The sequence below is a fragment of the Streptomyces sp. 1114.5 genome (assembly GCF_003635085.1).
Taxonomy (GTDB): domain Bacteria; phylum Actinomycetota; class Actinomycetes; order Streptomycetales; family Streptomycetaceae; genus Kitasatospora.
This window is the reverse complement of sequence record NZ_RBXE01000002.1, coordinates 689081-715789: the sequence shown is the minus strand read 5'-3', so window position 1 is coordinate 715789 and position 26709 is coordinate 689081. Positions and strand designations below refer to the sequence as shown.

Genomic DNA, 26709 nt, shown 5'->3' with positions numbered 1-26709 from the left:
ACCGCACCGCCGGCCGAACCGAACCACCGGCCGTACCGAACCACCGGCCGTACCGAACCACGGTCAGACGCAGTGCCGGTCAGACGAACCACCGGTCAGACGCGGTGTCAGGCGGACGAACCGTCGGACGCCGTGCCGGTCGGACCGACCGCCGGCCCTCGGCCGACACCCGCTCGCCTGACGGAGAGCCGCACTCCCCACGAATCCCGAGCTTTCGAAGGAGCCCGATGAAATTCGGAAACGACCTGCGGATCAAGACCGTGACGTCGTGGTTCCCACCGGACCACGAGACCGTCGAGGACGCCATCGCCGCGGGCAAGCTGAGCACCTCGGACGCGGCCAAGATCGGCGTCCCCCACCTGCCGGTCTCCACCCGGTGGTCCGGTCCCGAGATGGCGCTGACGGCCGCCCGCGACGCGATCGACCGGGCGGGGTGGAGCCCCACCAAGGTGGGCCTGATCCTGCACTCCTGGATCTACCACCAGGGGCACGACATGTGGTCGCCGCCGCACTACCTGGCGCACGAGCTGGGCACGCCCGAGGCCCTGTCGTACGGCGTGTACCAGGGCTGCAACGGTGGTGCGCTCTCCCTCCAGCTGGTCGCGCGTCACCTGGCCACCGACCCCGGGCTGGAGGCCGCACTCATCACCACCGGCGACCGCTTCGAGCCGCCCGGCTTCCGCCGCTGGGTCTGCGACTACGGCCTGGGGTTCGGTGACGCGGGGACCGCGATGCTGGTGCACCGCGGCGACGACTCGGGATCCGACGACTACGCGCTCGTGTCCATGGCCACCGAGACCGCCTCCGAGCTGGAGCTGCTGCTGCGGCACGGCGACGACTTCAGCCCCGCGCCCCTGACGCACAACGAGTACATCGACCTGAAGCGCCCCAAGAAGTCCTACGTGGCGGTGCACGGCAAGGAGCGGTTCAGCGAGATCGCCGCCCGGCTGATCCGCAAGGTGATCGTGGACAGCGTGCACGAGGCGGGGCTGGAGCTCGACGACCCCCGGATCAAGTACATCGCCCTGCCGCGGCTCGGCGTGAGCCTGCTGGACTCCATCTACGCGCCGATCGTGGCCGACGTGCTGAAGGCCGAGGCGCTGCGTTTCGGCACGGCCACCGGCCACCTGGGGTGCGGGGACTTCCTCGCCAACCTGGTCGACCTGCGCGACCACGCCCTGCTCCAGCCGGGCGACTTCGCGCTGGTCGTCAACGGCGGGGCGGCCTGGACCTGGACCTGCGCCGTCGTGCAGGTGCCGGAGGCGAGTGTCTGATGGGCATGGGAATCCTCGGCCTGGGCGGCCACGTGCCGCCGCTGGTCATCGACAACGCACAGGTCGCCGAGTGGACCGGCGTGGACGAGAGCTGGATCGTGGAGCGGACCGGCATCCTGGAACGCCGTTACCGGGAGCCCGGCACCACCACCTCCGACCTCGCCCTGCCCGCCGCCCGCGAGGCACTGGCCGCCCTGCCCGACGCGCAGGACCGGCTCGGGCTGATCATCGTGGCCACCTCGACCCCCGACCAGCCGCAGCCCTCCACCGGCGCGGTCCTGCAGAACAAGCTCGGGCTGTCCGACGTCCCGGCCTTCGACGTCAACGCGGTGTGCTCCGGCTTCCTCTACGGTCTGGCGGTCGCCGACTCGATGCTGTCGGCGCGCCCGGCCGGGCTGGGCGGCGACCACGCCCTGGTGGTCGGCTCGGACATCTACTCCTCGTTGATGAACCGCGACGACCGGCGCACCGTCAGCCTGTTCGGCGACGGCGCCGGGGCGGTGCTGGTCGGCCCGGTGCCCGAGGGCTACGGCATCCTGAGCTGGCGGCTGGTCGCCCACGGCGAGCACCGCGACCTGGTCGAGGTGCCCGCGGGCGGCACCCGCGCCCCGCTGGACGCCGAGGCCCGGGAGGCCGGCGGGCACCTGTTCCGGATGCGCGGCCGCGAGGTGCGCGACTACGCGCTCGGCGTCCTCCCCAAGGTGATCGGCGAGGCCCTCGACCAGGCCGGGGTCCGGCAGGACGAGGTGGACCGCTTCATCCTGCACCAGGCCAACACCCGGCTGGTGGAAGCCTGCTGCGACGAACTCGGCCTCGACCCCGCCCGGGTTCCCCTCACCGCACCGCACTTCGGCAACACCGCCGCGGCCTCCATCCCGCTCACCCTGCGCGCGGAGAACGAGCGCCGGCCCTTCCGGCGGGGCGAGCGCCTGCTGCTGGCCGGCGTGGGCGGCGGCATGACCGCGGGGGCCGCCGTCGTCCGCTGGTACTGAGCCGGCCCGACGACAGCCGAAGAACCGCGCAAGAGCTACGGAAGGAGACAGACATGCAGACAGCGAATGCGGCGGGGCACCGCGGCTACGAGCTGTGGGATCCGATGCCCGACGACGTGCGGGAGGGCGCCAGGCGGTTCGCCAGCGTCCAGGCGCTCAACGAGCTGGTGGGCGTGCTGCAGTACGTCGAGTGGCTGGACCGCGCGCCCGGCCACACCAGGCGGCAGATGCTCATGGCCAAGATCCAGGACGAGGTCGGCCACGGCCACGCGGTCGCCCGGGTCGCCGAGGACCTGGGCGTACCGCGCGAGCAGATCTTCCTCGACTACCTGGAGGGCCGTACCAAACTGCACAACATCTTCCACTTCTCCTTCCAGACCTGGGAGGAGCTCGGCACCGGGCTGCTGTTGACCAACTCGGCCGCGATCTGCCAGTTCCAGTCCCTGGCGAAGGGCGTCTACCTGCCGTACGCCCGGGCGCTGCGCAAGGTCGAGCGCGAGGAGTCCTTCCACTACCAGCACGCCCTGGACCTGACCCACGAGGTCATGACGCACGGTTCCGCCGAGCAGCGCCAACGGGTGCAGGACGCGTTCGAGGTGTGGCTGACCAGGATCCTCATCTACCTCGGGCCGCCGGACACCGACACCCTGCACACCAACCGCATGTGGCAGGTCGGCATGAAGCCGGACAGCAACGACGCGGTGCGCCAGAAGTGGCTCAACAAGATCATTCCGGTCTTCCGGAAGCTCGGCGTGCACGTGGACCCGGCGTTGGTCCGTCAGGCGCCCTCAGGCGAGTGGGAGTACGCGATGCCCGACTGGGCCGATGTGAAGAAGCTGATCGCGAACGGCGGGCCGTCCTCGCAGCGGCGACTGGACTGGGTGCGCAACGCCCTCGACCGCAACGCCAAGTACCGGCGCGCCATGCTGGGGGTGGCGTGATGCCGCACACCCGGAACGACGGCGACATCTACGAGGTGTTCGCGCAGCACGGCTCCAGCACGCCCCTCAACCACGTGGGCTCGATCGTCTCGCCGCGCCGGGACACCGCCTGGCACCTGGCCAAGGAGACCTACGGGCGCCGCGACGACCTGGTCACGCTCTGGGTCGTCCGCCGCGCCGACATGATCGTCCCCAGCCCGGAGGACCGGAACCTCCTCGCCGCCAAGACCCGGATGCCGCACCGCCAGCCCGGCTTCCCCACCGCCCGCCGGCGCGACCGCGCCGCCGCCGCGGAGACCGCCGCGGAGATCGCCGCCACCGCCTCGCAGGTCCGCGACGGCGCGCCGTACGACCACCGCGACGCGGTGGGCGGGGCCGGCGAGGCCGGGCTCGGCGACCTGTGGCTGGCGCTCGCCGACGACCTGTTCGTCCTCGGCAACCGGCTCGGCGCCCGCATCTGCGACTACATCGACGTGGAGGAGGCGCTGGCGGTCGGCTCGATCGGACAGGAGGCGCTGGCGCACGCCGGGACCATCCTGACCCTGCACGGCTTCGACCAACTCGCCATCGACGCCTGGTTCTTCGACCGCGAGCAGGCGCAGTGGCAGGTGTCGCGCGCCATCGAGCGGCTCACCGACTGGCCGTCCACCGTGGCCTGCGGCCTGGTCGTCGCCGCGGCCGTCACCGTGCTCGCCGAGCAGACCGCGGAGGTCGGCACCGACCCGGCGCTGCTGTCGGCGATCGCCGCCGTCCGCGAGGAGCAGCTGGTCCACCTGGACCACTGGCGGCGGTGGGCGCAGGCGCTGACCGCCTGGCCCGAGACCGAGGCGGAGTTCACCCTGGCCTACGCCGAGGTGACCGAGCTCGCCGGCGACGTGTTCGGCGGCCTTCCGCAGGGGATCGGGACGGGCGCGCTGCCCGGCGGTCCGGCTCCGGCCGCGGCCCTGCACGAGCGTCTGGTCGCGCTGGTCGGCGGCGGCCCCGGGTCGCGCCTGCCGTCCCGCCCGCAGCCGCGGACCGCCGGGCTGGGCGGCAGCGAACTGGCCGACTCCCTCGCCCGCGGCCGCGTGGTCCGCGACACCTACGCGGCGGGGGTGTTCAGTTGAGCACCGACCAACTCCCCGGCCAGCGCACCGACCAGCGCACCGACGAGCTCGCCGACCGGCTCGCCGACGTGGTCGGCGGGGTCTTCGACCCGGAGATCGACGTGACTTTGCGTCAACTCGGCGTGCTGCGCTCGGTGTCGCTGACCGAGGACCGGATCCAGGTCAACCTGGCCCCCACCCGGCTGGGCTGCCCCGGTCTCGGCGAGATCGCCCGACGCGTGCGCACCGCGCTCGACGAGGCGGCTCCGGGCAGCGAGGTCGAGATCGTGTGGGAGCGCGGCGCCTGGGAGCCGTCCGCGGTGACCCCGGCCGGGCGGAACGTGCTGCGGATGGCCGGCTACCGCGTGGCCGGCGCCGCTCCCCGGTGCCCGTACTGCGGCGGCGAGGACGTCCAGCGGGCCGGCCGCTTCGGCGGCTCGGTCTGCAAGGTGCCCTACGACTGCCGCGGCTGCGGCTCGCTCTTCGACGTGATCGGTACGGCCGGCTGCTCAGCCGCGCACGCTACGTCCCACTCCAGGCAGGGAGGATCATGATGAGGCTCAGCGGAAAGACCGCCGTGATCACCGGAGGCACCCGGGGGCTCGGCCGGGCGATCGCGGAACGCTACCTGCTGGAGGGCGCGCAGGTGGTCTGCGCCGCCCGCAACCCCTATGACATCAAGGAGGTCTTCGACCTCGCCCCCGGCCGCGGCGCCTACGTCGAGACCGACGTCACCAGCGAGGCCTCGGTCGCCGCGCTGATGACCGAGGCCGCCGAACGCTTCGGGGGCATCGACATCCTGGTGGCCAACGCCGGGGTGAGCCGGGACGGAAAGGTGGACCGGCTGGCGGTCGACGACTGGCAGGACATGGTGTCCACCAACCTGACCGGGGTCTTCCTCTGCACCCGGGCCGCCGTCCCCTACCTGGAGCGCAGCACCACCCCCCGGATCATCAACGTCTCCTCCAGCATGGCGACCCGGGTCGCCATCGGCGCCGCCGGGTACTGCGCCACCAAGGCCGCGGTGGAGATGTTCACCAAGGTCAGCGCGATCGAGCTGGCCCGCCGCGGCATCCTGGTCAACTCCCTGGCCCCGGGCATCCTCGACGAGGGGATGGGCCAGGAGCTCACCGCCAACGAGCGGGTCTGGGAGCACTACAAGACCAGGCTGTCGCTCGGCCGGGCCGGCGGCGCCGACGAGGCCGCCGACGCGGCGGTCTTCCTGGCCGGCCCCGAGTCCACCTATGTCAACGGCCACATCCTGGAAGTCAACGGAGGTCTGCTGTGGTCGTGACGACCGCCCCCGCGGTGGGACACCCCACCGCCCGGCTGGACATCGACGGAGCGGTCGGCGTCCTGCGCCTGGAGCGCCCGCCGCTCAACGTGCTCGACCGTGCGGGACAGTCCGCGCTGCGCCTGGCCGCCGAGCAGGCCGCGGCCGACCCGCGGGTGCGCGCGGTGGTCGTGTACGGCGGCCCCAAGGCCTTCTCGGCGGGGGCCGACATCAAGGAAATGGCCACCATGACGCACGCCGAGATGGTCGGGCACGCCGCCGTGCTGCAGGCCGCCTTCGACGCGGTGGCGAACATCCCCAAGCCGGTGGTCGCCGCCATCAACGGCCCTGCCCTGGGCGGTGGTTGCGAGCTGGCCCTGACCGCCGACGCCCGCATCTGCGGCACCGAGGCCCGCATCGGGCTCCCCGAGATCCTGCTCGGCGTCATCCCGGGAGCCGGCGGCACCCAGCGGCTGCCCCGGCTGATCGGCCCGTCCAGGGCCAAGGAGCTGATCTTCACCGGCCGGCAGGTCGGAGCGCAGGAGGCCCTGGAGATCGGCCTGGTGGACCAGGTCACCGAGACCGACCGGGTGCTGGAGGCCGCGCTGCAGTGGGCGCGGCGCTTCGAGACCGGCCCCGCGCTCGCCCTGCACGCCGCCAAGACCGCCGTCGACGGAGGCCTGGCGACCGACCTGGGCGCCGGGCTGGCCATCGAACGGTCCGTGTTCGCCGCACTGTTCGCCACCGAGGACCGGTTGACCGGCATGCGGCGCTTCGCCGCCGACGGGCCCGGCCGCGCGACCTTCAACGGGAGGTAATCACCATGGGTACAGCGACCGAGGAGTTCCGGCGCGCCCGCAACCACCTGCTGGCCTCCTACGGGGACCTGCCGCGGGCCCGGGCATTTCCGAGGCCACGGATCGGGGAGACCTTCAACTGGGTCGCCGACTGGTTCGACGCCATCGCCGAGGGCAACGACGCCACCGCGCTGCGCGTGGTCGACCTGGACAAGGAGGGTGCGCTCCTCGCCGACACCGCACTGAGCTTCGCCGAACTGGCCGAGCGCTCACGGCGGGTCGCCGGATGGCTGCGGTCGGCCGGCGTCCGGCGCGGGGACCGCATCATGCTGATGCTCCCCAACCGGGTGGAGCTCTGGGAGTCCGTGCTGGCCGCGTTCCGGCTGGGCTGCACGGTGATCCCGACCGCCGTCCAGCTCACCCCCGCCGACCTGGCCGACCGGCTGGAACGCGGCGAGGTGAAGCACGTCGTCGCCGAGTCCGGCCTCACCCCCAAGCTGGCGGAGCTGCCCGGCGACTGGACGCGCATCGCCGTCGGCGCGCCGGTTGCGGGCTGGCAGGACTACGGGCAGGCCTACGCCGCCGAGCCGCTGCTGGAGGTCGAGCGGACCGGGCCCGAGGACCTGTCGCTCATCTACTTCACCTCGGGCACGACCTCGCTGCCCAAGATGGTCGGGCACACCAGCGTGAGCTACCCGGTCGGCCACCTGTCGACCATGTACTGGCTCGGCCTGCGCCCCGGCGACGTGCACCTGAACATCTCCTCGCCCGGCTGGGGCAAGTGGGCGTGGAGCAACCTGTTCTCGCCCTGGAACGCCGAGGCGACGGTCATGATCGTCAATCAGCCGAGGTTCACCGCGCGTCCGCTGCTGGAGATGATGTCGCGCTGTGCGGTGACCTCCTTCTGTGCGCCGCCGACCGTCTGGCGCAGCCTGATCCGCGAGGACCTCACCCGGCTGCCGATGGCGCTGCGCGAGGCGGTGGCCGCCGGTGAACCGCTGAACTCGGAGGTGGTGCGCCGGATCCGCGAGGCGTGGGGGGTCACGGTCCGGGACGGCTACGGGCAGACCGAGACCACCGCCTCGATCGGGAACCCGCCGGGGCAGCCGGACAACGCCGACGGGACACTGGGCTGGGCGCTGCCCGGCTACGAGGTGACGCTGCTGGACCCGCGCACCGGCACCCCCGTCGAGGGCTCCCCCGCGGAGGGCGAGGTCTGCCTGCGCCTGGCCGACCAGCCGCTCGGTCTGATGACCGCCTACCTGGGCAACGCCGAGGCGACCGCCCGCAGCATGCGCGACGGCTACTACCACACCGGCGACATCGCCTCCCGGGACGTCGAGGGCCGCTACACCTACGTGGGGCGTGGCGACGACGTCTTCAAGGCGTCCGACTACCGGATCTCCCCGTTCGAACTGGAGAGCGTACTGATGCAGCACCCGGCCGTCCTGGACGCCGCCGTGGTGCCCTCCCCCGAACCGCTGCGACTGGCCGTGCCCAAGGCGTACGTGGCGCTCGCCGCCGGCTACCTGCCGGAGGCCGAGACCGCCCAGCTCCTCCTCGCGCACGCCCGCGAACACCTCGCGCCGTACAAGCGCATACGCCGCATCGAGTTCACCGAGCTGCCCAAGACCACCGTCTCCAACAAGACCCAGCGCGCCGAGCTGCGCCGACGGGAGCAGGAGCGGAGTTCGCGGTCGGCCCAGGAGTGGTGGGAGGAGGACTTCCAGAGTTAGCGGACCACGCGCACTGCACCGGATCGGCGAGCGGGCTCTGCCGCCGGCGGAAACGCCGGCCGCACGGCCCGCTCGCCCGTCCTCGGGCCCCCGCCGGCACCACCGGCAGAACCGGCACCACCCCCACAGTCGACCCATCGGATCGGAGGCGAAAATGAACGCCGTCACCATGAGCAGGGGGCAGCGCAGAAGAGCCGTAGTGAGCAGCCTCATCGGGAACAGCATCGAGTTCTACGAGTTCCTCATCTACGGTTCGTTCTCCTCGCTCTACTTCAACAAGCTCTTCTTCCCCTCGTTCGACCCCATGACCGGCACCCTGCTGTCGCTGTCGACCTTCGCGGTCGCCTTCGTGGGCAGGCCGCTCGGCGCCGTCGTCTTCGGACACTTCGGGGACCGGATCGGCCGCAAGGCCACCCTGGTCACCACGCTCGTCCTGATGGGCGGCGCAACCGTCCTGATCGGCCTGCTCCCCACCTACGGGACGATCGGCGTCGCCGCCCCGGTCCTGCTGACGGTCCTGCGGTTCGTCCAGGGCTTCTCGGTCGGCGGGGAGTCCAGCGGCGGCTTCCTGATGGCGTTGGAGAGCGCGCAGCCGAACCGACGGGGCCTGCTCACCGGCATCGTCGGCACCGGCAACGCCTGGGGCCTGCTGCTGGCCAACGGCGTGCTCCTGCTCGTCACCCTGCTCCCGGACCGGCAGGTGCTGGCCTGGGGCTGGCGGCTGCCGTTCCTCCTCAGCGCCGTGCTCGTGGCCGTGGCGCTCCAGGTCCGGCTGCGGATCGCGGAGACCCCCGAATTCCAGCAGTCGAAGGCCGAGGGTGCGGTCAGGACCAGGCCCGCGCTCGAAGTCCTGTCCCGCTACGGCCTGATCACGCTGTGCGCGTCGCTGTCGACGATCCCGCTGTTCCTGGTGTTCTACCTCGGGTCGGTGTTCTCGCTCAAGTACGGTGCGACCGTCCACGTGAGCCACGACGTCATGCTGGAACTGCTCGTCGTGTCCTGCGTGTTCCTGATCGTCGCCATGCCGTTCTTCGGCTGGCTGGGCGACCGCCACAGCCGCAAGGCGGTCTTCGTCGGCGGCATCGTCGTGATGACGGTGGCCCCGTTCGCCTGGTTCCCGCTGCTCGACACCGGGTCCTTCCCGCTGATGGCCCTCGGCTTCGTGCTGCTGTTCACCGGCTTCGCCGCCAACTACGGCGCCCAGGCGGCGTTCCTGCCGCAGCTGTTCCCCACGGTGGTGCGGTACTCCGGCATGTCCATCAGCTACAACGTGGGCGGACTGCTCGGTGGCGCCGTCAGCCCCATCGTCGCGACCTCGCTGCTGAGCAGCTACCACAGCTGGAAGCCGATCGCCGTCTACATGGCGGCCGCGGGCGTGATCGGCCTGGTCGCCTCGGCCTTCCTGCGGGAGTACTCCGAGCGCACGGTCGCCCGGCCCGCCGTCGAGACGCCGGCCACCGCCGCGTCCCCCGAGATCGCCACCGCCGGGATCTGACCCGGCCCCGCCACGGGAAATTCTTCCGCGCCACGTCCAGAGAGGGAGTACCGCATGTCATCCCCGTCCGTTCTCAGGTGTCCCGTCCTCGATCCCACCGGCCGTGCGATGCACGCCGAGGCCGCCGCGCTGCGCGAGGCGCCGGCGGTGCTGGTGGAGCTGCCGGGGCCCGTCCTCGCCTGGGCGGTCACCCGGCACAGCGTCATCCAGGCCCTGACCAACGACCCGCGCGTCTCGCGCGACATCCGCCGGCACTGGGCCGGCCTGGCCGACATGCCCGAGGGCTGGCCGCTGGCACCCATCGCCCTGCAGCAGAGCTTCTTCAACTTCTACGGCGAGGAGCACCGCACCTCCCGGCGCCGGGTCGCCCCCTCGTTCACCCCGCGCCAGGTCGAACGGATGCGTCCGCAGATCCAGGCCACCGCGGACCAGCTGGTCGACGCGCTCGCCGCGCTGCCGCCCGGCGCCGTCGCCGACGTGCGCCAGGCCCTGGCGCTGCCGCTGACCATCACCGTCATCTGCGACCTGTTCGGCGTGCCCGACCACCTGCGCCGCAGGATCAGCACCGGGATCGACGCGGTCCTGGACTCCTCGCTCGAACCGGATGCCGCACTGGCCGCGCACAACGAACTGTACGCACGGCTGGGCGAGTTGCTGCAGTACAAGCGGGAGAACCCGGCCGCCGACCTGACCAGCGACCTGCTCCTGCCGACCGAGGCCGACGAGGAGCCGATGTCGGACGCCGTCCTGCTCGGCACCCTCTTCCTGATGATCGGCGCGGGCTACGAGACCACCGTCAACCTCATCAGCAGCGCCGTCCAGGCCCTGCTCAACCACCCCGAGAACCTCACCCGGGTCCGCGAGGGGGCCATCAGCTGGCAGGACGTCGTCGAGGAGACGCTGCGCATCGAAGGGCCGGTGATGCACATCCCCATGCGCGTCGCCCTGGAGGACATCGACCTCGGCGAGGGCGTCCTCATCCGCAAGGGCGACGCGATCAGCCTCGGCTTCGCCGCCGCCGGCCGCGACCCGGAGCTCCACCCGCAGTGCCCGGAGAGCTTCGACCCCACCCGCAGCAGCAAGGAACACCTCGCGTTCGGCCACGGGCCGCACTTCTGCCTCGGCGCGCACCTCGCCCGCCTGGAGGCGGAAGTCGCCCTGACCACCCTGTTCCGCCGGCTGCCCGAGCTCGCCCTCGCCCACCCCGGGGAGCAGCCCGCCCGTCTGAAGTCCCTCATCATCAACGGCCCCGAGAGCCTGGAGGTCATCCCCCGCCCGGCCTGACGGCCGACCGCGGTTCTCGCAGGGGCCCGCTGCCGACGGCAGCGGGCCCCTGCGCGTGCTCCCGCTTCACCGTCCGTGGGACCGAACCGTCCGTGGGACCGAACCCTGCTCCCCGATCCCTGGGAGCGAACCGGCCGGCCCGTCCAAGCCGTCCGAGCCGGCCGGACCGGCCACCGCGGGGAGCTGCCGAGGGTCCCGGCCCGGACAACACGCAGGGCCCGGGTCCAAGACCCGGGCCCTGCATACCCGTTGGGGGTCGGTGCGTCACGTCCAGAGCGGACCGAGCGCCGCCGGCGAGCGGTGGCGCAGGGTGTTGTCCAGGTGGACGCCCCGGGCGACCCGCTCGGCCTGGTCCCGGGTGGAGGCGATCAGCAGCGGCATCACGGATCCGCCCTCCGGCAGCCCCGCGTAGTACAGGCCCGGCAGGGCGCCGGTGCCGGCGCGGTGCACCGGCATGCCGTTGTCCTCCAGTGCCGTCGGCGGCAGGATCGCGTAGTCGGGCACGAACCCGGTGGCCCAGATGATCGCGGTGATGTTGTTGGCGGTCAGGTCCAGCTCGTCCCCGTAGTCCGCGAACAGCGAGGGGTCGAAGGCGGGGACGGGGGTGCGCTCGGGGACGACCAGGCCGTACTTCTCGATCGCCGTGTCGATGGCCCGGAGGAGGTCGTCCTCCGCACGGGCCGCGGCCTGCGCGATGGCACGGACGTTGTCCTCCAGCTGCAGGGTGGTGCCCTGCGCGCCGCGGACGGTGCCGACGAGGTGCACGCCCTTCCCGACCAGGACGGCCAGGCTGAGCTCCTGGCCGCCGCCCTTGCCGCTGAGCACGGAGACGCCGGGCAGGACGGGCGAGTCGCCGCGGCCGCCGGAGGCGGACTCCAGGTTGCCCTCCAGGGGCAGCAGTTGCAGCCAGTCCAGGACCTGGGCGCCCCGGTAGCGGCGCGGCGAGGTCTTGTGCTTTCCGACCGCGAGGTAGACCTCCCGGCCGGCGTCGCGCAGGTCCTCGGCGATCTGCTGGCCGCTGTTCCCGGAGCCCACGACGAGCACCGCGCCCGGCGGCAGCGACTGCGGGTTGCGGTAGTAGCGGGTGTGCAGCTGCGTGACCGACGGGTCGATCCGGGCGGTCAGCTCCGGCAGGCGCGGCGAGGAGTAGCCGCCCAGGGCGGCGACCACGTTGCGGGCCTCGACGGTGTCGCCGTTCTCCAGGTGGAGCCGGAACCGCGCGTCCGGGTGGACCGGGTCCTCGACGGGCGCCTCGACCGAGCGGACGGCGGTGTGCTCGCGCACCTCGACGCCCGTCTCGGCCACGTAGCGCCGCAGTCGCTGGGCCACCTCGCGGGCCGGCATGTACCCCTCGGGGTCGTCCCCGTCGTAGGGCATGCCGGGGAAGGTGACGGTCCGGTTGGGTGTGTTGACGGTCAGGCTCTCCCAGCGTTCGCGGGCCCAGGTCTGGCCGATCTCTCCCCGCTCGAACACCACCGCGTGGTAGCCGAGCCGGGCGAGCGAGCCCGCGACTGAACACCCCTGCTGGCCCCCTCCGACGACGGCGGTCTCGATGTACTCGGTCCCCATGTCAGCGCTCCTGGTCCGGATAGTCAGTGGATTCTCTGGTCGTGCGGTGGTGGTGCGTCATCGGTCGGTCCGTGGGCCGCTGGGCTCGGCCCAGGGCAGGACGACCGTCTTTCCGGTGGCGCCGTCCGCCTCCATGCGGCGGTGGGCGGCCACGATGTCGTCCAGGGCGAAGACGGCGTCGAGGTTGGGCCGGTAGGCGCCCGCCTCGACCTCGTCGATGATCTTCTGCAGCAGGCCCCGGCCGCTGCTGCCCTTGAGGGTGTCGCTGTGGAAGGCGGTGAGCCTGGTCCCGGTCGGGATCATGGCGATGGGTTCGAAGTCGGGGATCAGCCAGCCGCTGAGCGAGCCCGCCACGCAGACCGTCCCGCCGCGGCGCACCAGGCGCAGCGAGTCCAGGACGGTGCTGGTCCCCACGAGCTCCAGGACGTGGTCGGGGCCGTCGGGCCACAGCGCGTGCACGCCGGCCGCCAGTGACCCGCCCTCGTCCAGCAGGACGTGGTCGACGCCGGCCGCGGTCAGCGCCGCGGCCTTGTCCTTGTTGCGGGTGGTGGCCGCGACCTCGACGCCGTGGGCGGCGGCGATCTGGGCCGCCGCCATCCCGACCGAGGAGGTGCCGCCGCGGATCAGCAGCCGTCCCCCGCCGCCCGGCACCAGGCCCTGGTCGTCCAGGCCCAGGGCGTCCAGGGCGCCGCGCGCGGTCAGGTAGGTCTCGGGCAGGGCGGCCAGGACCTCCCAGGGCAGGGTGGTGGTGACCGGCATCAGCAGTGCGTTCGGCAGCAGCGCGTACTGCGCGTAGCCGCCGTCGAACTCCCGGCCCATCTCCCCCATCACCGCCGCGACGGTGCGCCCGGCCGGCAGCCCGGGGTCGGTGGAGACGGCCACGGTCCCCACGCACTCGATGCCGAGCACCCGGGGGAAGACGACGTTCGGGGAGTGCCCCTGGCGGGTCCTCAGCTCCGAACGGTTCAGGCCCGCACCCTCCACGCGTACCAGGCTCCAGCCGTCACGGACCTGCGGGACGGGCAGCTCCTGGATCTCCAGGACCTCGGGGCCGCCCGCCGCGACGCAGACCGCGGCGCGCATCGTCGTACTCATCTCGCTCCACCTCGTGTATCGACGAACCCTCCCGGCACGGGCCGGGAGGGTGATCACTTCGACGACGACGCCGGATCACTCCGCGTCGACGACCTCCAGCGACGGGGCCCACCGCGGGACCTCGCCGCGACCGGAGGTCAGGCGCAGGGTACGGCTGAAGCTGTACTCCTGCAGGGTCTCCAGGGCGTGTTCCCGGCCGTAGCCGCTGGCGCCCACACCGCCGAACGGGGACCCGGTGAACGAGCGGTTGTAGTGGTTGACGAAGACGACGCCCGCGCGCAGCTCCCGGCTGAACCGCAGGGCGCGCTCGGAGTCGCGGGTGAACACGCCGGCCACCAGGCCGAAGTCGGTGCCGTTGGCGATCCGGACGGCCTCGTCCTCGTCGCGGAACGGGATCAGGCACACGACGGGGCCGAAGATCTCCTCCTTGGCGATGCGCATGTCCGGGGTGACGCCGGTGAACAGCGTCGGCGGGACGTAGTAGCCATCGGCCAGCTCCGGGTCGGTGGGCAGCGGCGCCTGCGCCGCGATGGTGGCGCCCTCGGCGACGCCGATCTCCAGGTAGTCCAGGACCCGGCGGCGCTGCGCCTCGGTCACCAGCGGACCGACGTGGGTGCCGGCGTCGGCGCCGTTGCCGACCTTCAGCCGGGAGACGGCGGCGGCGAGGCGGCGGGCCACCTCGTCGTGGAGGTCGGCGTGGACCAGGACGCGCGAGGAGGCGGTGCAGGCCTCGCCCTGGTTGAAGTAGCCGCCTTCGACGGCCCAGCGCAGCGCCGAGTCCAGGTCGGCGTCCTCGAAGATCACCAGGGCGTTCTTGCCGCCGAGCTCCAGCAGGGTCGGGGTCAGGTTCGCCGAGGCGGTGCGGATGATCGCCTGGCCGGTGGTGGGCGCGCCGGTGAAGGAGACCTTGCCGACCAGCTTGTGCCCGGCCAGGCGGGCGCCGACGGTGCCGGGGCCGGTGACGGCGTGCACCACGTCGTCCGGGAGCACGGACTGGATCAGCTCGACCGTCCGCAGCACCGACAGCGGGGCCTGCTCCGGCGGCTTGATGACCACGGCGTTGCCGGCGGCGAGCGCGGGGGCGATCTTGCCTGCGGTGTGCAGCGGCGGCCAGTTGAACGGCACGATGGCGCCGATGACGCCGAACGGCTCGCGCACCGTGACGTCCAGCATGCTGCCCGAGTCGCGGACCTGGCCGGGCATCACCTCGCAGAGGCTGGCGAACAGTTCGAAGACGGTGGCGGCGCCCTCCAGGTCGAACTGGCGGGCCTGGGTCACCGGCTTGCCGTTGTCGCTGGACTCCAGCGCCGCGATCTCGTCGGCGTGCTCCCGGATGACCTGGGCGACCTTCCACAGGTACTTGCCGCGCTCGCGCGGGGTGCGGGCCTTCCAGGCGAAGTGCCCGGCGTGGGCGGCCTCCACCGCCTGGTCCACCTCGTCCGGGCCGGCGCCCTGGATGACCACCAGGGGCTTGCCGGTCGCCGGGTTCTCGACGGTGAACCGGTACGCGTCGTCCTTCGACGACCACCTGGTGTGCAGGACGTCGACGGTTTCCTCGGTCGTGGACACGGGATCCTCCTGAATTCTCATCGCCGGGCAGGCCGGCGCTTCTCCGGTTGCTGAAGGTTGCTGAAGGTGCTGAAGGTTGCTGAAGCTCAGTCGTGCGCGGCGAGTCGTTCGCGCAGGACGGCGGCGATCCGTTCGGCGACCACGATGGCCGGGACGTTGGTGGCCACCCGGGGCATCACCGGGAACACCGAGGCGTCCGCGACGGTCAGCCCCTGGACGCCGTGGACGGCGCCGTCGGGGTCGACCACGGCGTCCGGGTCGTCAGCGCGGCCCATCCGCATGGTGCAGCTGCCGTGGTTGTAGTGCGCCGGGGCCCGGCGGATCGCCTCCGCCAGCTCCTCGTCGCCGACCTCCGGTCCGGGGACGCGCTCCTCCACCAGCAGGTCGGCGAGCGGCGCGGTCCGGGCGAGCCGGCGGGCCAGCCGGACACCGCCCGCGACCAGTTCGGCGTCGTCGGCGTCCTGGTACAGGCCGAGGTCGATGACCGGCGCGTCCTCGGGGTCGCGCGAGGCGAGCCGTACGCTGCCCCGCGAGCGGGGCTGGAGGCAGGAGACGAAGAAGACCATGTCCCAGCCGGTCGGGTGGTTCTCGACCGGTCGGACGAACGCGGGGGGCAGTCCGGCGGTCGGCACCGCCGCCGACGGCAGGACCTGGACGTCGTAGTCGGGCTCGTCCTCCCCCACCGCGACGCTCAGCACGCTGCCGAACATCGACGTGGCCTGCTCCTGCGGCGGCTTGGCGACGTGGATGTTCCAGTAGGCGGGGTGTTCGGTGAGGTTGCGCCCCACGCCCGGCAGGTCGGCCACCACGTCGATGCCGAGCTCGGCCAGGTCGGCCCGGGCGCCGATGCCCGAACGCAGCGCGATGGCGGGCGAGTTGTAGGCGCCGGCGCTGAGCACGACGTGCCGGGCCGGGATCTCCTCCCCGTCGGCGAACCGTACTCCCCTCGCCCGGGTGCCGTCGAACAGCACCCGGTCGACCAGCGTCTCGCCGCGCACCTCCAGGTTGGGCCGGTGGCGGACCGGGTTGAGGTAGCCGATCGCGGTGCTCAGCCGGACGCCGTCGGCCGCGCTGAGCGGGGTGTACGCGAAGCCCGGTGCGCCCGGCGCGTTGAAGTCGTCGACCAGCGGGTGCCCGAGGTCGGCGCTCGCCCGTCGCACGGCGGCCGCGTGCGGCCCCAGGTCCTCCGCCACCGGCATGGTCATCCGGTAGGGGCCGTCCAGGCCGTGGTACTTCTCCTCGCCGTACGGGTAGTGCTCCATCTCCCGGTAGAGCGGCAGCATCTGCTCGTAGCCCCAGGCGGGGCCGGCCTGCTCGGCCCACGCCTCGTGGTCGGAGGGCCGGGCCCGCATCGCGACGCAGACGTTGACCGCGGAGGAGCCGCCGATGATGCGGCCCCGGGGGACGGGCACTTCGTTGCCGAAGGCGTCCGCGACGGAGTGGTAGCCCCAGTCGTGGGTGAACGGCGCGTAGGTCGCGTCGGCGACCTCCGGGGGCAGTTCCTCCAGGGTGGCGAAGTCGGGCCCGGCCTCCAGCAGGAGGACCGACAGTCGCGGGTCGGCGCTCAGCCGGGCGGCGAGGACGCACCCCGCCGACCCGCCGCCGATCACGATCACGTCGTAGCTCATCGCGGGACGTCCCAGTCGAGTCGGAGCTCCTCGAATCCGCGCGCGATGACCAGCCGTTCGCGGGTGCGCGAGTCGGCGGGCCCCAGCCGCAGCCCGGGGAGCCGGTCGAACAGCAGCGGGATGGCGGTGCGCAGTTGGAGGCGGGCCAGCGCGGCGCCCAGGCAGGCGTGCACACCGCGGCCGAAGGCCATCTGGTGCCGGCCGGGCCTGCTGCGCAGCACGAACTCGTCCGGGTCCTCGAAGACGGACCCGTCCCGGTTGGCGGAGCCCCAGTGGACCATCACCCGGTCCCCCGGCAGGAGGTGCCGGCCGGCCAGTTCGGTCTCCTTGGTCACGGTCCGGAACAGGCCCTGGACGGGGGACTCGTAGCGCAGGGTCTCCTCGACCATCGCCTCCACGCTCGCCTCGCCGGAGCGCAGGGCCGCGAGCTGCTGCGGGTGCTCCAGCAGGGTGACCAGGCCGTTGCCGATGGCACGGGTGACGGTGACGTGCCCCGCGATGATCAGGTTCATCACGATGCGCATCAGTTCCACGGTGTCGAGCGCGCGCTCGCCCGGGTCGGCCGCCAGGGAGGAGATGAGCCCGCCCTCGGTGACCCGGTCCGGCTCCTGGAGCAGCGCCATCACGTAGTGCTGCATCTCGACGACGTCGCGGGCCCATTCGACCCGCTCGTCGACCGGGCCCGTCCCGACCGACAGCCGCAGCCAGTTGTGGCTCCACCGGCGCAGTCGCGGCACGTCCTCGGCGGGGATGCCGAGGATCTGCGCCATGACGATCAGCGGCAGGGGCCACGCGTAGCTCTCGATGATGTCGGTCGTGCCGGCTGCGGCGAAGCGGGCGATCAGCTCCTCGGCTGTGTCCCGGGTGAAGGGCTCCAGTTCGGCGACCCGCCGGGGAGTGAAGACCCGGTTGACAGCCACCCGCAGCCGGGTGTGTTCCTCGCCGTCGCTCTCGGTCAGGTTCGGCGTGAGGGACCAGCCCTCGGCCATCACCTGCTTGACCTCGTCGGCCTCGGGCGCCGAGGTGACCCGTACGGCGCTCTCGGAGGAGAAGGTCTCGGCGTCGTGGACGACGCGCACCACGTCCTCGTGCCGGGAGACGACGAAGATGTCCCGGTCGCGGTCGTGGAGCACCGGGCACTGCGCCCGCATCTGTGCGTACGTCGGGTAGGGGTCGGCCAGTTGACGGTCGGAGGTGGGGTCGAAGGTCGGGGTCGTGGCCCCTGTCGCGGTCTCTGTCGTGGTGGGTGTCGTGGTGTCTGTCGTGGTCATCGGGGACGCTCCGAACGCGGCCGCTCGGCGGGCCGGGGCATGGTCGGCCCGCCCCGGCGGCCGGGGTCGAGTCGGATGGCGGACATCGGTGTTCTCCCTCGTGGGATGGGGGTGGCGGGTGGCCTGGGTACCCGGGTCTACTCGGCGGCGGCCAGGGCGGGCACCGCGACGTCGAGGCGGCCGCGTTCGGCGGTCAGCGACCAGGTCGGGTCGGCGTCGTCCGAGTCCGTCGCCTCGATCCGGTGCACCTCCGGATCGGTCACGAAGGTGTCGTGGACGATCTGGGTCGCCTCGGCGAGGTCGCTCCGCCCGGTCAGCACGCTGATCCGGTTGGAGGTGACGTGGACGTCGGTACGCGCGGCGTCGACCGAGCGCAGGGCTTCGAGCAGGCGCAGCGGCGCGTACGGCCGGCGGCCGATGCCGAGGCCGACGACGGAGAGCCTGGACAGGTTCGAGGTCCAGTGCGCCTCGTCGAGGCGGATCCCGCGGTCGGAGTCGGCCAGCAGTTCCCGCAGCTCCTCCGCGCTCTCCTCGGGGAGGGTGAGCGCGATGTCGCCGAGGTCCTCGGTGCCGTAGTTGCCGTAGCGGCGCAGTTCGACCTCGGTCTCGCGTTCGGCCAACTCCCGGAGCAGCCGCAGGACGTGGTCCGGGCCGATCCGCCGCAGGACGCAGCGGACCAGGCCGGAGCGCCCGGCGACGCCGGCGATCGGACAGCTCTGGCCGTTGGCCGTCCAGGAGTCCCCGGGCGTCGGGCCGCCGGCGCTGCGGCCGTGGCCGACCCAGGTCTTCGGGCCGGTCGCGCTGTTGTTGGCGCGGACCTTCAACTCGACGCCGTGGGTGCGGGCGTAGTCCACGGAGTCGGCGGCGAGCACCTTGGCGCCGCTGACCGCGAGTTCGGCCATCTCCTCGTAGGAGAGGCCGGCGTGGCGCCGGGCGCCGACGACCGACCGGGGGTCGGCGGTGTAGACGCCGGCGACGTCGGTGACGATCTCGCAGTGGTCCGCGTCGAGCGCGGCGGCCAGGGCGACACCGGTGGTGTCCGAGCCGCCGCGGCCCAGGGTGGTGCAGGCCCCGGTGAGGACCGATTCGCCCTGGAAGCCGGCGACGACGGGGACGGTTCCTCTGCCGAGTTCCTCCCGCAGCCGGCGCGGGTCGACCTTGACGATCGCGGCCCGGCCGTGGCGGTGGTCGGTGCGGATGCCGGCCTCCGCGCCGCTGAACGACCGGCTGCTGACGCCCTGCTGGTTGAGCGCCAGCGCCAGCAGCGCGGAGGAGGCGGCCTCGCCCGTGGAGAGCAGGCCGTCGAGCTCGCGCGGTTCGGGGTGGTCGGACACCGCGGAGGCCAGGCGCAGCAGGCCGTCGGTGGCGCCGCCCATGGCGGACACCACCACGACGACCTGGTGCCCGTCCTCGCGGGCGGCCCGGGCCTGCCGGGCCGCTTCGATGATCTTCTCCGGTGTGGCGACCGAGGTTCCGCCGTACTTCTGCACTATGAGCGCCATCTCACGCACTCTCTTCCTTCGGATCCTAGGGACGTGGAGGACGTTGGTCGGGCGCCGCGCTGACCGGCCGTTTCCCCGGTTGACCGCGTGAGCGGCGCGGGTCGGACGCGCTTACTGCTCGTGGAGGAACTCGCGGATCGCGTAGCCGACGTGGCGCTGGTCGGTCATGGTGTGGCCCAGGATGACGTCGCCCTTGCGCAGCTCGGTGAAGTTGTGGACGCTGCCGCCCGGGCCCAGCGCCCGCACGTGCCAGTCGTCCTGACCGACCATGTCCACCAGCTGACCGCTCGCGGTCCGCGCCTCGATCCGCAGCATCGGACGCGACTCCATCTTGATCCGCCCCACGATCACCGTGCGCACACTGCCGTCCGTGCTGACCGCCAGGATCTCCGAACCGCAGTGCAGCTCCGACAGGTACTGCGTCCGGTTGCCCGGCGTCAGCGTGTACGTCGACAGCGCAGCCGCGTTCACCCGGAACGGACGCGTCGGCATGTACGGCAGCGGGTGCGTCTCACTGGAGACCAGCATCAGACCACTGGAGTACGAACCCAGCAGGATGCCCTCGTTCGGACGCAGGTGCGAGCAGGTGTCCACGCACACCCGGTCCCCCAGACCCAGGTGCTGCAACTGGACGATCTCCAGCGGCTCCAGGTCCAGCGACGCCACCTGACCATGAGTCGCCTCGACCAGCTCGGTCACCTCACCCACCCGCTTCGGCGTGAACAGCACACCGTCCGAACCACGCTCCAGCACCCCGATGGTGATCTTCGCGTCCTCGATGTCCTCGACCACCGTCACGATCGAACCCTTGGCCTGGTCCGCCGCCGCCAGCAGGATCTCCAGCGGAATCTTGCTCGGGTCCTGCCGGAACTCCACCAGCGTCACCTCCGCCCGGTTCGCCACCTTGCACGCGACATCCAGCGTCTGCTCGTCCAGCACCCGCACCAGCACACCCGTGCGCAGCCCCGGACGCAGACCCTCGAACTTCTCCGCGATCGAGTGATCCGCCACCAGCAGATCCACCACCTCGACCAACCGGTCGATCAGCGTGGTCGGCGTCTCACCATTGACCACCGCCACCTTCGTCAGGTTCGGCGGGACCTTCCCCGCCAGATCCGGGTCGTCGAAGACGACCGCCTCGACACCGAGGTGAGCACTCTCCTCGATGACGGCAGACGCGAGCTCACCGGCGAAACCACGGAGATCGATCCAAGCGGACTTCATTTTTCGCACCTTTGGGTTGTGGGGATGATTGTTCGTCGAATTCTTTCCCGCGCTTTCCGCGGCAATTCTTTCGGTGTTTCCGTTGTCGCTTTCCCGAGGAAACCAAGGAGTTTGTCGGCCTGTCAAGGACCAGCAAATTCGGCTGCTTTCCCGGGGTTTGCCGCGCGCTCCTTCCCGTACCGCGAACGGATGTGCGCGCCCTGGCGGTGGGGCGCCGCCCCACCGCCAACCGCGCACGCCGATCACGGCCGGAGGCCACGGAGCCCAGCAGTGCGGCTCCGATCGACCCGAACGTAAGGATACCTTTGCCAAGGTATTTTTTTTCAAGCCTGTTCCGGCATCGACTGCACAGTGTGCAACCGGGGAAATCCCCGGTTGCACGGCACGCACACAGCGGGTGCACACGAGGGCGTGGACAAGCGCGCGAACAAAGGCCGGCGGGAGCGCCGAATATACCGACGGGAATAAAATCGGTCGCGGCCGGCGGAAGGCCCGGGAAACCGGGAGCGGTGCAATGCCGGGACATTCCTGGCCGGGCGGAGCCCGTCGGCCGAGTACCGGCCGATCGACGCACACACCGGGGGTCCACTTGACCGCCACGGACGGGCTCAGCCCTCGTTCGGTGGCGTCGGCACCCCGCGCTCAGGGCGGCCGGAGACGGCGTTCTCACGTCAAACCGCCCGGGCGGCTGGCCCGCGGCCCCCCGGCGTATTAAAATCGGGTGCGAAACAAAAATATACCTTCGCAGAGGTATCAAGCAAGGCTCGGCCTCGCAGCAGAGACCAGCACGGGAGAGGGACCATGAACAGCCGCAACAGCGATCTGTGGACAGCCGTCGGGACCAAGACCGCCCTGCGGGAACTCAAGCAGGAACGCGCCGGCCAGACCCGCAGGCAGCTGCTGGACGCCGCTGCCAGGGCCTTCGCCGACAAGGGCTTCCCCGCTGTCACGCTCCAGGACATCGCCGACCGGGCGGAGGTGACCAAGGGCGCCGTCTACTTCCACTTCAAGAACAAGGAGGCGGTGGCCGTCGCGGTGACCGAGGAGTTCTACACCCAGCTGCCCGCCGTCGCCGAGGCGGTGATGGACAAGCAGCTCCCGCCGCTGGACGCGGTCGCCGAGTTCCTCCTGCAGACCGCCGTCTTCCTGCGGGACAACCCGGTGGCGCAGGCCGGTGCCCGGCTGCAGATCGAGCGGAACCTGGTCAACGCCGACATGCCGACGCCGTTCAGCGGGTTCACCCAGCTCATCACCGAACTCCTGGCCCGCGCCCAGCACGAGAACGCCTGGCAGCCCACCGCCGACGCCGCCACCATCGCCCGCGTCGTCGTCGCCGCGTTCTTCGGCAGCCAGCACATCTCCTGGGTCGAGCACAACCGCCAGGACCTCACCGACCGCGTCCGGGAGATCCTCGACATCGTCCTCCCCTGCCACGCGTAGCACTCCCCTGCACCGCCCCGATCGCCCCCTGGACACCAGCGACCCGTCAGCCGGTGTCCGGGGCCAGCGCGTCGAGCACGGCCGCCAGACCGGACGGGTCGCGGCGGGCGATGTCGTGACCGACCGGAAGCTCGTGCACCCGCCAGGCCGGGTCCTCGCGCAACCGCTCCGTCAGCGGCCCGAACGGGCTGGCCGGCCATGCGCCACCGCTGACGAAGGTACGGCCGTACCCGTGCCCGGAGCCGCCCCCCAGCCTGACCGACTGGAGGAGGCTCGGCAACGGATGCGGCCGCGCCCGGGGGTCGAACCGCTCGGGCACGGCCACCCACCGGCCGTCGGCACGGGAGCCGCAGGTGAACAACCCCCGGAAGTGGTCGCTGGTCAGCGACCAGCAGGAGTCCCCGTCCGCCGGGACGTAGGCGTCGATGAAGACGAGCTGGTCGAGCCGGTCACCGACCCGGTCCGCGGCACCGGCGATCACCATCCCGCCGTAGCTGTGCCCGCACAGCGCCAGCGGCCCGCCCCCGCTCCCCTCGACGAGCTCGGCCACCTGGTCGATGTGGGTGTCGAGGTTCGGCGGCCGGTCCGGATCGTCCGGGCCGTCCGGCTCCAGCCCCGCCAGCGTCACCGCCTCGACCTGGTGACCGCCCCGGCGCAGCTCGGCCGCCACCGGGTCGAACGCCCACCCGCCGCACCAACCACCGGGCACCATCAGGAACTTCACCTACGCCATGATAGGTCCCACCCCGGCAACGCCGGCCGCACGCGAGCGAGGGGCGGCCCCGGAGGACCGCCCCTCGATCATGTGACGCCGAACCATCGGTCGACGTCACCTGGCGGCTGGTGAACACGCGGGCGGCGGCCGGATGTCCACAGCCCGCGCACAGCGGCTCGGATCGGCGTCGAGCGAACGCCGACTACTCGCATTGTTGACTAGACAATGGGGGTGCTACGTTGCCCGCATGGCTCTGCGGAACGCACTGATGGCAGCCCTCCTGGAGGGCGAGGCGTCCGGCTACGACCTCGCCAAGGGCTTCGACGCCTCCGTGGCCAACTTCTGGATGGCCACCCCCCAGCAGCTCTACCGCGAACTGGAGCGCATGGAGGCCGACGGCCTGATCGCCGCCCGGGTCATCCACCAGGAGAAGCGCCCCAACAAGCGCCTCTTCTCCCTCACCGAGGCCGGCCGCACCGCCGTCCGCGCCTACACCGAGGAACTCCCGAGCAAGCCGAGCACCATCCGCGACGAGCTCTTGGTCAAGGTCCAGAGCGTCGACGCCGGCGACGCCGCTGCCGTCCGCGCCGCCGTCGCCGAACGCATGGAATGGGCCCGCGCCAAGCTCGCCCGCTACGAACGCCTCCAGGTGAAACTGCTCGACGGCCGCACCGAGGAGCAGTACCTCGCCCACGCCGAACGCATCGGCCCCTACCTCACGCTCCTGCGCGGCATGGCCTTCGAACGCGAGAACCTCAGCTGGGGAGACACCGCCCTACGCGTCCTCGACCGGCGCTCGGTCCTTCAGGACTGAACGCACGGCACCGGTCGCCCCGGAGGCAACGCGTCCGTCGGCCGGCAGCGCGGCGGGCCCCGACACGCTCGGCGCGTGCCGGGGCTGCCGCAGGCGGCCCGTCAGGACCGCACCGCCTCCGACGCCAGCGAGTTGCCCCCCGGGATCGAGCCGCAGTCCGAGGGTGCCGGCCGGCCCGCGAACCGGTCGTTCAGCCAGCCCAGTGCCAGCGGCGCCCAGGGCGCCGGCACGCCGAGGTGGCTGAGCAGGTCGAACTGGTCGTACTTGATCGCGCCGTTGCCGCTGTCGCAGTACTGCCGGGCCAGCGCCCGCACGTCGCCCGCGACCATCACCCCGTCGCCGGTGCCGATGCCGGCCGGGTTGTTGAAGGTCCCCTCCCAGAAGCCGCCACCGCCCTGCGCGATGTAGCCGGGCACGGTCGGCGTGCCGGCGCTGCCCAGGTTGACGCGGTTCACGGCGGCCACGAACGGCGGCACCGAGTCGGGGTCGGCGTACTCCGGCTTGGCCATCTTCGCCCAGGTCAGCCCGGGGTACTGGCCGAGCGCGTTGACGATCGAGCCGTTCTGCAGCTTCTGGTGGACCTGCAGGCCGTAGTCGCTCAGGTAGGGCGTCAGGTCCAGGCCGTAGGAGCGGGAAACGCCGATCAACGCCAACGGGATCAGGCCGTTCCACACCAGCGCGCCGTCGACGTACTTGAGGTTGTGGGCCGGATCGACCAGCAGGCCGCCTTCGGCGAAGCCGACCAGGTGCCGGTTCACCTCGGGGGCGTAGCTCGGGGCCAGCGCGGCGGCCCAGCTGGTGGCGACGGCGCCGCCGGAGTAGCCCATCAGCCCGAACTCGGTGTCGGCGCCCAGGCCGGTGGCGGCGGAGTTGGTCGCGGCCCGGATCGAGTCCAGTGTGTTGGTGCCGTACTCGGGGCCGGCCCCGAAGTCGGCCGACTGGCCCTCGGTGTCCGGAACCACCACGTCGTAGCCCTGGAGCAGCAACGGCACCACGAACATCGCCTCGGAGTTGGCGATCACCCCGCCCAGCGTGACATCGCCGGCGATCGCCCGGGACGGCCCGTCGGCGGGGTTGAGCGAGTCGTAGAACGACTGGTAGGAGACCGCCCTGCGGCCGTCGCCGCCCGGTGCCCGGAGCACGGTGGTCACGTTGGCGGACGGTCGGCCCTGGGCGTCGGTGCTGCGGTAGAGCAGCTGGATCGCGGTCACCGGGGTCGGGATGCCGACCAGGTGGTAGGGCAGTTGACGGGTCTTCAGCACGGTGCCGGGCGACAGCGAGGCGAGCGGCGCGCTGCCGTCGTAGACGTAGAACCGGTCGGTGGCGCTCGGCGTGCTCGCGACCGCGCCGGCCACCGGGGCGGCGGTGACCGCCACCGCCGCGGCGAGGGCGGTGGCCAGGAGTCGAGCGGCGGTTGTGGACATGTCTCCCCGATTCACAGGTGGGTCCGCCGGGTGGGGCGGCTGAGCGAGCGTCAGGCGCGGGCCCGCTGCCGGGTGTCGTGAGGACGATCCCGTTGTCAACTGGTGGGTAACTTCGGATGACAATGATGGCCGTCCGGCCGCCGGTCCGCTCCTGGGCATCGCTCACAAACTTTCGCGAGGTGGATTGTGATCGCACCCCAGACCGCGACCGGCTCCCCCACGCCCCTGGCCGGCTCCCTCGGGGACGCGGTCGGCTCCCGCGGAGCCGCGACCGGCGACTCGGCGCCGCGGTGCGGCGGGCAGCCGCTGCATCAGCGACTGCTGACCGACCTGCCGCTCCTGGTGCCCGCGGTGCTGACCAGGCTGCTGGACCAGCTGCCGGCGTACGCCGCCATGCCGCCCGAGCAGGTGCGCGGCGAGATCACCCGGGCCACCGAGCACGGGATCCGGCACTTCGTCGAGGTCCTGCGCACCGGTGAACTGCCGGGCCGGGAGCTGCTGGAGAAGATCAGCGAGTCCTCGGCCCAGCGGGCGGACGAGGGGATCCCGCTGGAGGCCGTGGTCGGCGCCTACCACCTGGGCGCCGAGGAGTGCGCCACCCGGATCCTGGCCACCGCCGAACCCGGCGACCTGCCGGACGTGCTGCGCGCCCAGCACCGGTTGCTCGGCTACCTACGGCTGGTCAGCTGTGCGGTGGCTACCGGCTACGTGCGCGAGCGGCAGGCCGCGCTCGGCGAGGAGCAGGTGGCCCGGCAGGCGCTGCTGTCCCGGCTGCTGGAGGGCGGCAGCCCGCAGGCCGCGGCCGACCGGGCCGGCCTGCCGCTGCCGCCCAGTTACCTGGTGCTGAGCATCGCGGCCGGACCGCACCCCGACGAGCTGCTGCCCGGCGTCAACCGCTCGGTCGCGGCGCGCCGCAAGGTCCGCCGGCTGCGGCACGAGCTGGAGCGGCAGAGCCGCGGGGTGCCGCTGACCGCGCTGTCCGAGGAGGGCGGCCTGGCGCTGCTCCCGCAGGAGACGCCGGTGGCCGGGCTCGGCGACGCCGACTGGGTCCGGCTGGGCGCCCTGGTCGAGCAGCTCGGCCGGATCTGCGGCGCCGAACTGCTGGTGGCCGCGGCCGCCGCCGCGCCGGACGGGGTGGCCGAGGCGGCCCGGCTGGTCGGGGAGGTGCGCCAGGTGGCGCGGGCGGCCGGGCTCGGTACGGGCCTGTACCGGCTGGACGACGTGCTGCTGGAGTACCAGTTGAGCCGCCCGGGCCCGGCCCGGGACGGGTTGGCCGCGCTGCTCGCGCCACTGGCCGGGCGCCCGGAGCTGCTGGAGACGTTACGCGCGTTCCAGGCCGCCGGGTTCGACCGGCGCCAGGCGGCCACCCGGCTGCGGGTGCACCCGAACACCGTGGACTACCGGCTGCGCAAGGCCACCGCGCTCACCGGCCTGGACCCGGCCCGGAGCGGCGACCTGCCGATGCTGCGGGCGGCACTGGCGGCCTTCGACGCGGCAGCGCGCGAGCGCCCGACCAGCGGCTGACGGGTTCGGGGCTTCGTGGAGCGGGCCGTCGAGCCGGACCTTGCCGTATGTGCCGAC

General features: G+C 72.3%; 22 protein-coding genes. 13 read left to right on the top strand and 9 right to left on the bottom strand.

Annotated features, from left to right (window positions below; genetic code table 11):
* The first annotated feature begins 227 nt into the window (after positions 1 to 227).
* The 10 genes from BX285_RS26595 (at position 228) to BX285_RS26550 (ending at position 10877) form a co-directional block, all read left to right on the top strand.
* Positions 228 to 1274 carry a ketoacyl-ACP synthase III family protein gene (locus tag BX285_RS26595; RefSeq protein ID WP_097235575.1) on the top strand — a complete coding sequence of 349 codons (1047 nt, stop codon included), beginning with the start codon at positions 228 to 230 and terminating at the stop codon, positions 1272 to 1274.
* On the top strand, positions 1274 to 2266 hold the full coding sequence (locus BX285_RS26590; protein WP_097235576.1) for a 3-oxoacyl-ACP synthase III family protein: 993 nt from the start codon (positions 1274 to 1276) through the stop codon (positions 2264 to 2266). Before BX285_RS26595 ends, BX285_RS26590 begins: the two co-directional genes overlap by 1 nt.
* A 53-nt stretch (positions 2267 to 2319) precedes the next feature.
* Positions 2320 to 3207, top strand: a complete 888-nt coding sequence (locus BX285_RS26585) for a Phenylacetic acid catabolic protein (RefSeq protein WP_097235577.1) — start codon at positions 2320 to 2322, stop codon at positions 3205 to 3207.
* Positions 3207 to 4313 (top strand): Phenylacetic acid catabolic protein, encoded by a 1107-nt coding sequence (locus BX285_RS26580; protein ID WP_121178434.1) that lies wholly within the window; start codon positions 3207 to 3209, stop codon positions 4311 to 4313. Before BX285_RS26585 ends, BX285_RS26580 begins: the two co-directional genes overlap by 1 nt.
* Positions 4310 to 4846: an iron-sulfur cluster assembly protein gene (locus tag BX285_RS26575; RefSeq protein ID WP_101948155.1), complete on the top strand. Its 537-nt coding sequence runs from the start codon at positions 4310 to 4312 to the stop codon at positions 4844 to 4846. Before BX285_RS26580 ends, BX285_RS26575 begins: the two co-directional genes overlap by 4 nt.
* Positions 4843 to 5586, top strand: a complete 744-nt coding sequence (locus tag BX285_RS26570) for an SDR family NAD(P)-dependent oxidoreductase (protein ID WP_257032322.1) — start codon at positions 4843 to 4845, stop codon at positions 5584 to 5586. Before BX285_RS26575 ends, BX285_RS26570 begins: the two co-directional genes overlap by 4 nt.
* Positions 5583 to 6383: an enoyl-CoA hydratase/isomerase family protein gene (locus BX285_RS26565; protein ID WP_257032323.1), complete on the top strand. Its 801-nt coding sequence runs from the start codon at positions 5583 to 5585 to the stop codon at positions 6381 to 6383. The genes BX285_RS26570 and BX285_RS26565 overlap by 4 nt, the downstream gene beginning before the upstream one ends.
* Positions 6383 to 8098, top strand: coding sequence for an AMP-binding protein (locus BX285_RS26560; RefSeq protein ID WP_097239890.1), 1716 nt, complete (start codon positions 6383 to 6385; stop codon positions 8096 to 8098). The genes BX285_RS26565 and BX285_RS26560 overlap by 1 nt, the downstream gene beginning before the upstream one ends.
* Positions 8099 to 8297: 199 nt before the next feature.
* A complete protein-coding gene (locus BX285_RS26555; protein WP_183107234.1) occupies positions 8298 to 9593 on the top strand; it encodes an MFS transporter in 1296 nt (431 codons plus the stop codon).
* Between the two features lie 108 nt (positions 9594 to 9701).
* Positions 9702 to 10877, top strand: coding sequence for a cytochrome P450 (locus BX285_RS26550; protein WP_257032324.1), 1176 nt, complete (start codon positions 9702 to 9704; stop codon positions 10875 to 10877).
* A 264-nt stretch (positions 10878 to 11141) separates the two neighbouring features.
* On the opposite strand, the gene BX285_RS26545 is transcribed toward BX285_RS26550, so the two are convergent.
* The 7 genes from BX285_RS26545 to BX285_RS26515 form a co-directional block, all read right to left on the bottom strand.
* Complete coding sequence (locus BX285_RS26545; RefSeq protein WP_097235583.1) at positions 11142 to 12446, bottom strand: NAD(P)/FAD-dependent oxidoreductase; 1305 nt, start codon at positions 12444 to 12446, stop codon at positions 11142 to 11144.
* 57 nt (positions 12447 to 12503) lie between these two features.
* Positions 12504 to 13541 (bottom strand): zinc-binding dehydrogenase, encoded by a 1038-nt coding sequence (locus BX285_RS26540; protein ID WP_097235584.1) that lies wholly within the window; start codon positions 13539 to 13541, stop codon positions 12504 to 12506.
* A 75-nt stretch (positions 13542 to 13616) separates the two neighbouring features.
* A complete protein-coding gene (locus tag BX285_RS26535; protein ID WP_257032325.1) occupies positions 13617 to 15110 on the bottom strand; it encodes an aldehyde dehydrogenase in 1494 nt (497 codons plus the stop codon).
* Positions 15111 to 15196: 86 nt separating this feature from the next.
* Positions 15197 to 16738, bottom strand: a complete 1542-nt coding sequence (locus BX285_RS26530; RefSeq protein ID WP_121178432.1) for a GMC family oxidoreductase — start codon at positions 16736 to 16738, stop codon at positions 15197 to 15199.
* Positions 16735 to 18009 carry a cytochrome P450 gene (locus BX285_RS26525; protein ID WP_121178431.1) on the bottom strand — a complete coding sequence of 425 codons (1275 nt, stop codon included), beginning with the start codon at positions 18007 to 18009 and terminating at the stop codon, positions 16735 to 16737. Before BX285_RS26525 ends, BX285_RS26530 begins: the two co-directional genes overlap by 4 nt.
* A gap of 137 nt (positions 18010 to 18146) precedes the next feature.
* Positions 18147 to 19511 (bottom strand): aspartate kinase, encoded by a 1365-nt coding sequence (locus BX285_RS26520; protein ID WP_097235588.1) that lies wholly within the window; start codon positions 19509 to 19511, stop codon positions 18147 to 18149.
* Between the two features lie 111 nt (positions 19512 to 19622).
* Entirely contained in the window at positions 19623 to 20735 is a 1113-nt protein-coding gene (locus tag BX285_RS26515) for a 3-dehydroquinate synthase II family protein (protein ID WP_097235570.1), read from the bottom strand.
* A gap of 801 nt (positions 20736 to 21536) precedes the next feature.
* Here BX285_RS26515 and BX285_RS26510 point away from each other — a divergent pair.
* Positions 21537 to 22175 (top strand): ScbR family autoregulator-binding transcription factor, encoded by a 639-nt coding sequence (locus tag BX285_RS26510; protein ID WP_121178430.1) that lies wholly within the window; start codon positions 21537 to 21539, stop codon positions 22173 to 22175.
* A gap of 46 nt (positions 22176 to 22221) precedes the next feature.
* Here BX285_RS26510 and BX285_RS26505 read toward each other — a convergent pair whose 3' ends face one another.
* Positions 22222 to 22899: an alpha/beta fold hydrolase gene (locus BX285_RS26505; protein ID WP_259470800.1), complete on the bottom strand. Its 678-nt coding sequence runs from the start codon at positions 22897 to 22899 to the stop codon at positions 22222 to 22224.
* 238 nt (positions 22900 to 23137) lie between these two features.
* On the opposite strand from BX285_RS26505, the gene BX285_RS26500 reads away from it, so the two are divergent.
* Positions 23138 to 23704: a PadR family transcriptional regulator gene (locus BX285_RS26500; RefSeq protein WP_097235624.1), complete on the top strand. Its 567-nt coding sequence runs from the start codon at positions 23138 to 23140 to the stop codon at positions 23702 to 23704.
* Between the two features lie 101 nt (positions 23705 to 23805).
* Here BX285_RS26500 and BX285_RS26495 read toward each other — a convergent pair whose 3' ends face one another.
* A complete protein-coding gene (locus BX285_RS26495) occupies positions 23806 to 25128 on the bottom strand; it encodes a lipase family protein (RefSeq protein ID WP_121178429.1) in 1323 nt (440 codons plus the stop codon).
* Between the two features lie 186 nt (positions 25129 to 25314).
* Here BX285_RS26495 and BX285_RS39315 point away from each other — a divergent pair, with 186 nt between their 5' ends.
* Positions 25315 to 26652, top strand: coding sequence for a CdaR family transcriptional regulator (locus BX285_RS39315; RefSeq protein WP_310794239.1), 1338 nt, complete (start codon positions 25315 to 25317; stop codon positions 26650 to 26652).
* The last annotated feature ends 57 nt before the right edge of the window (positions 26653 to 26709 follow it).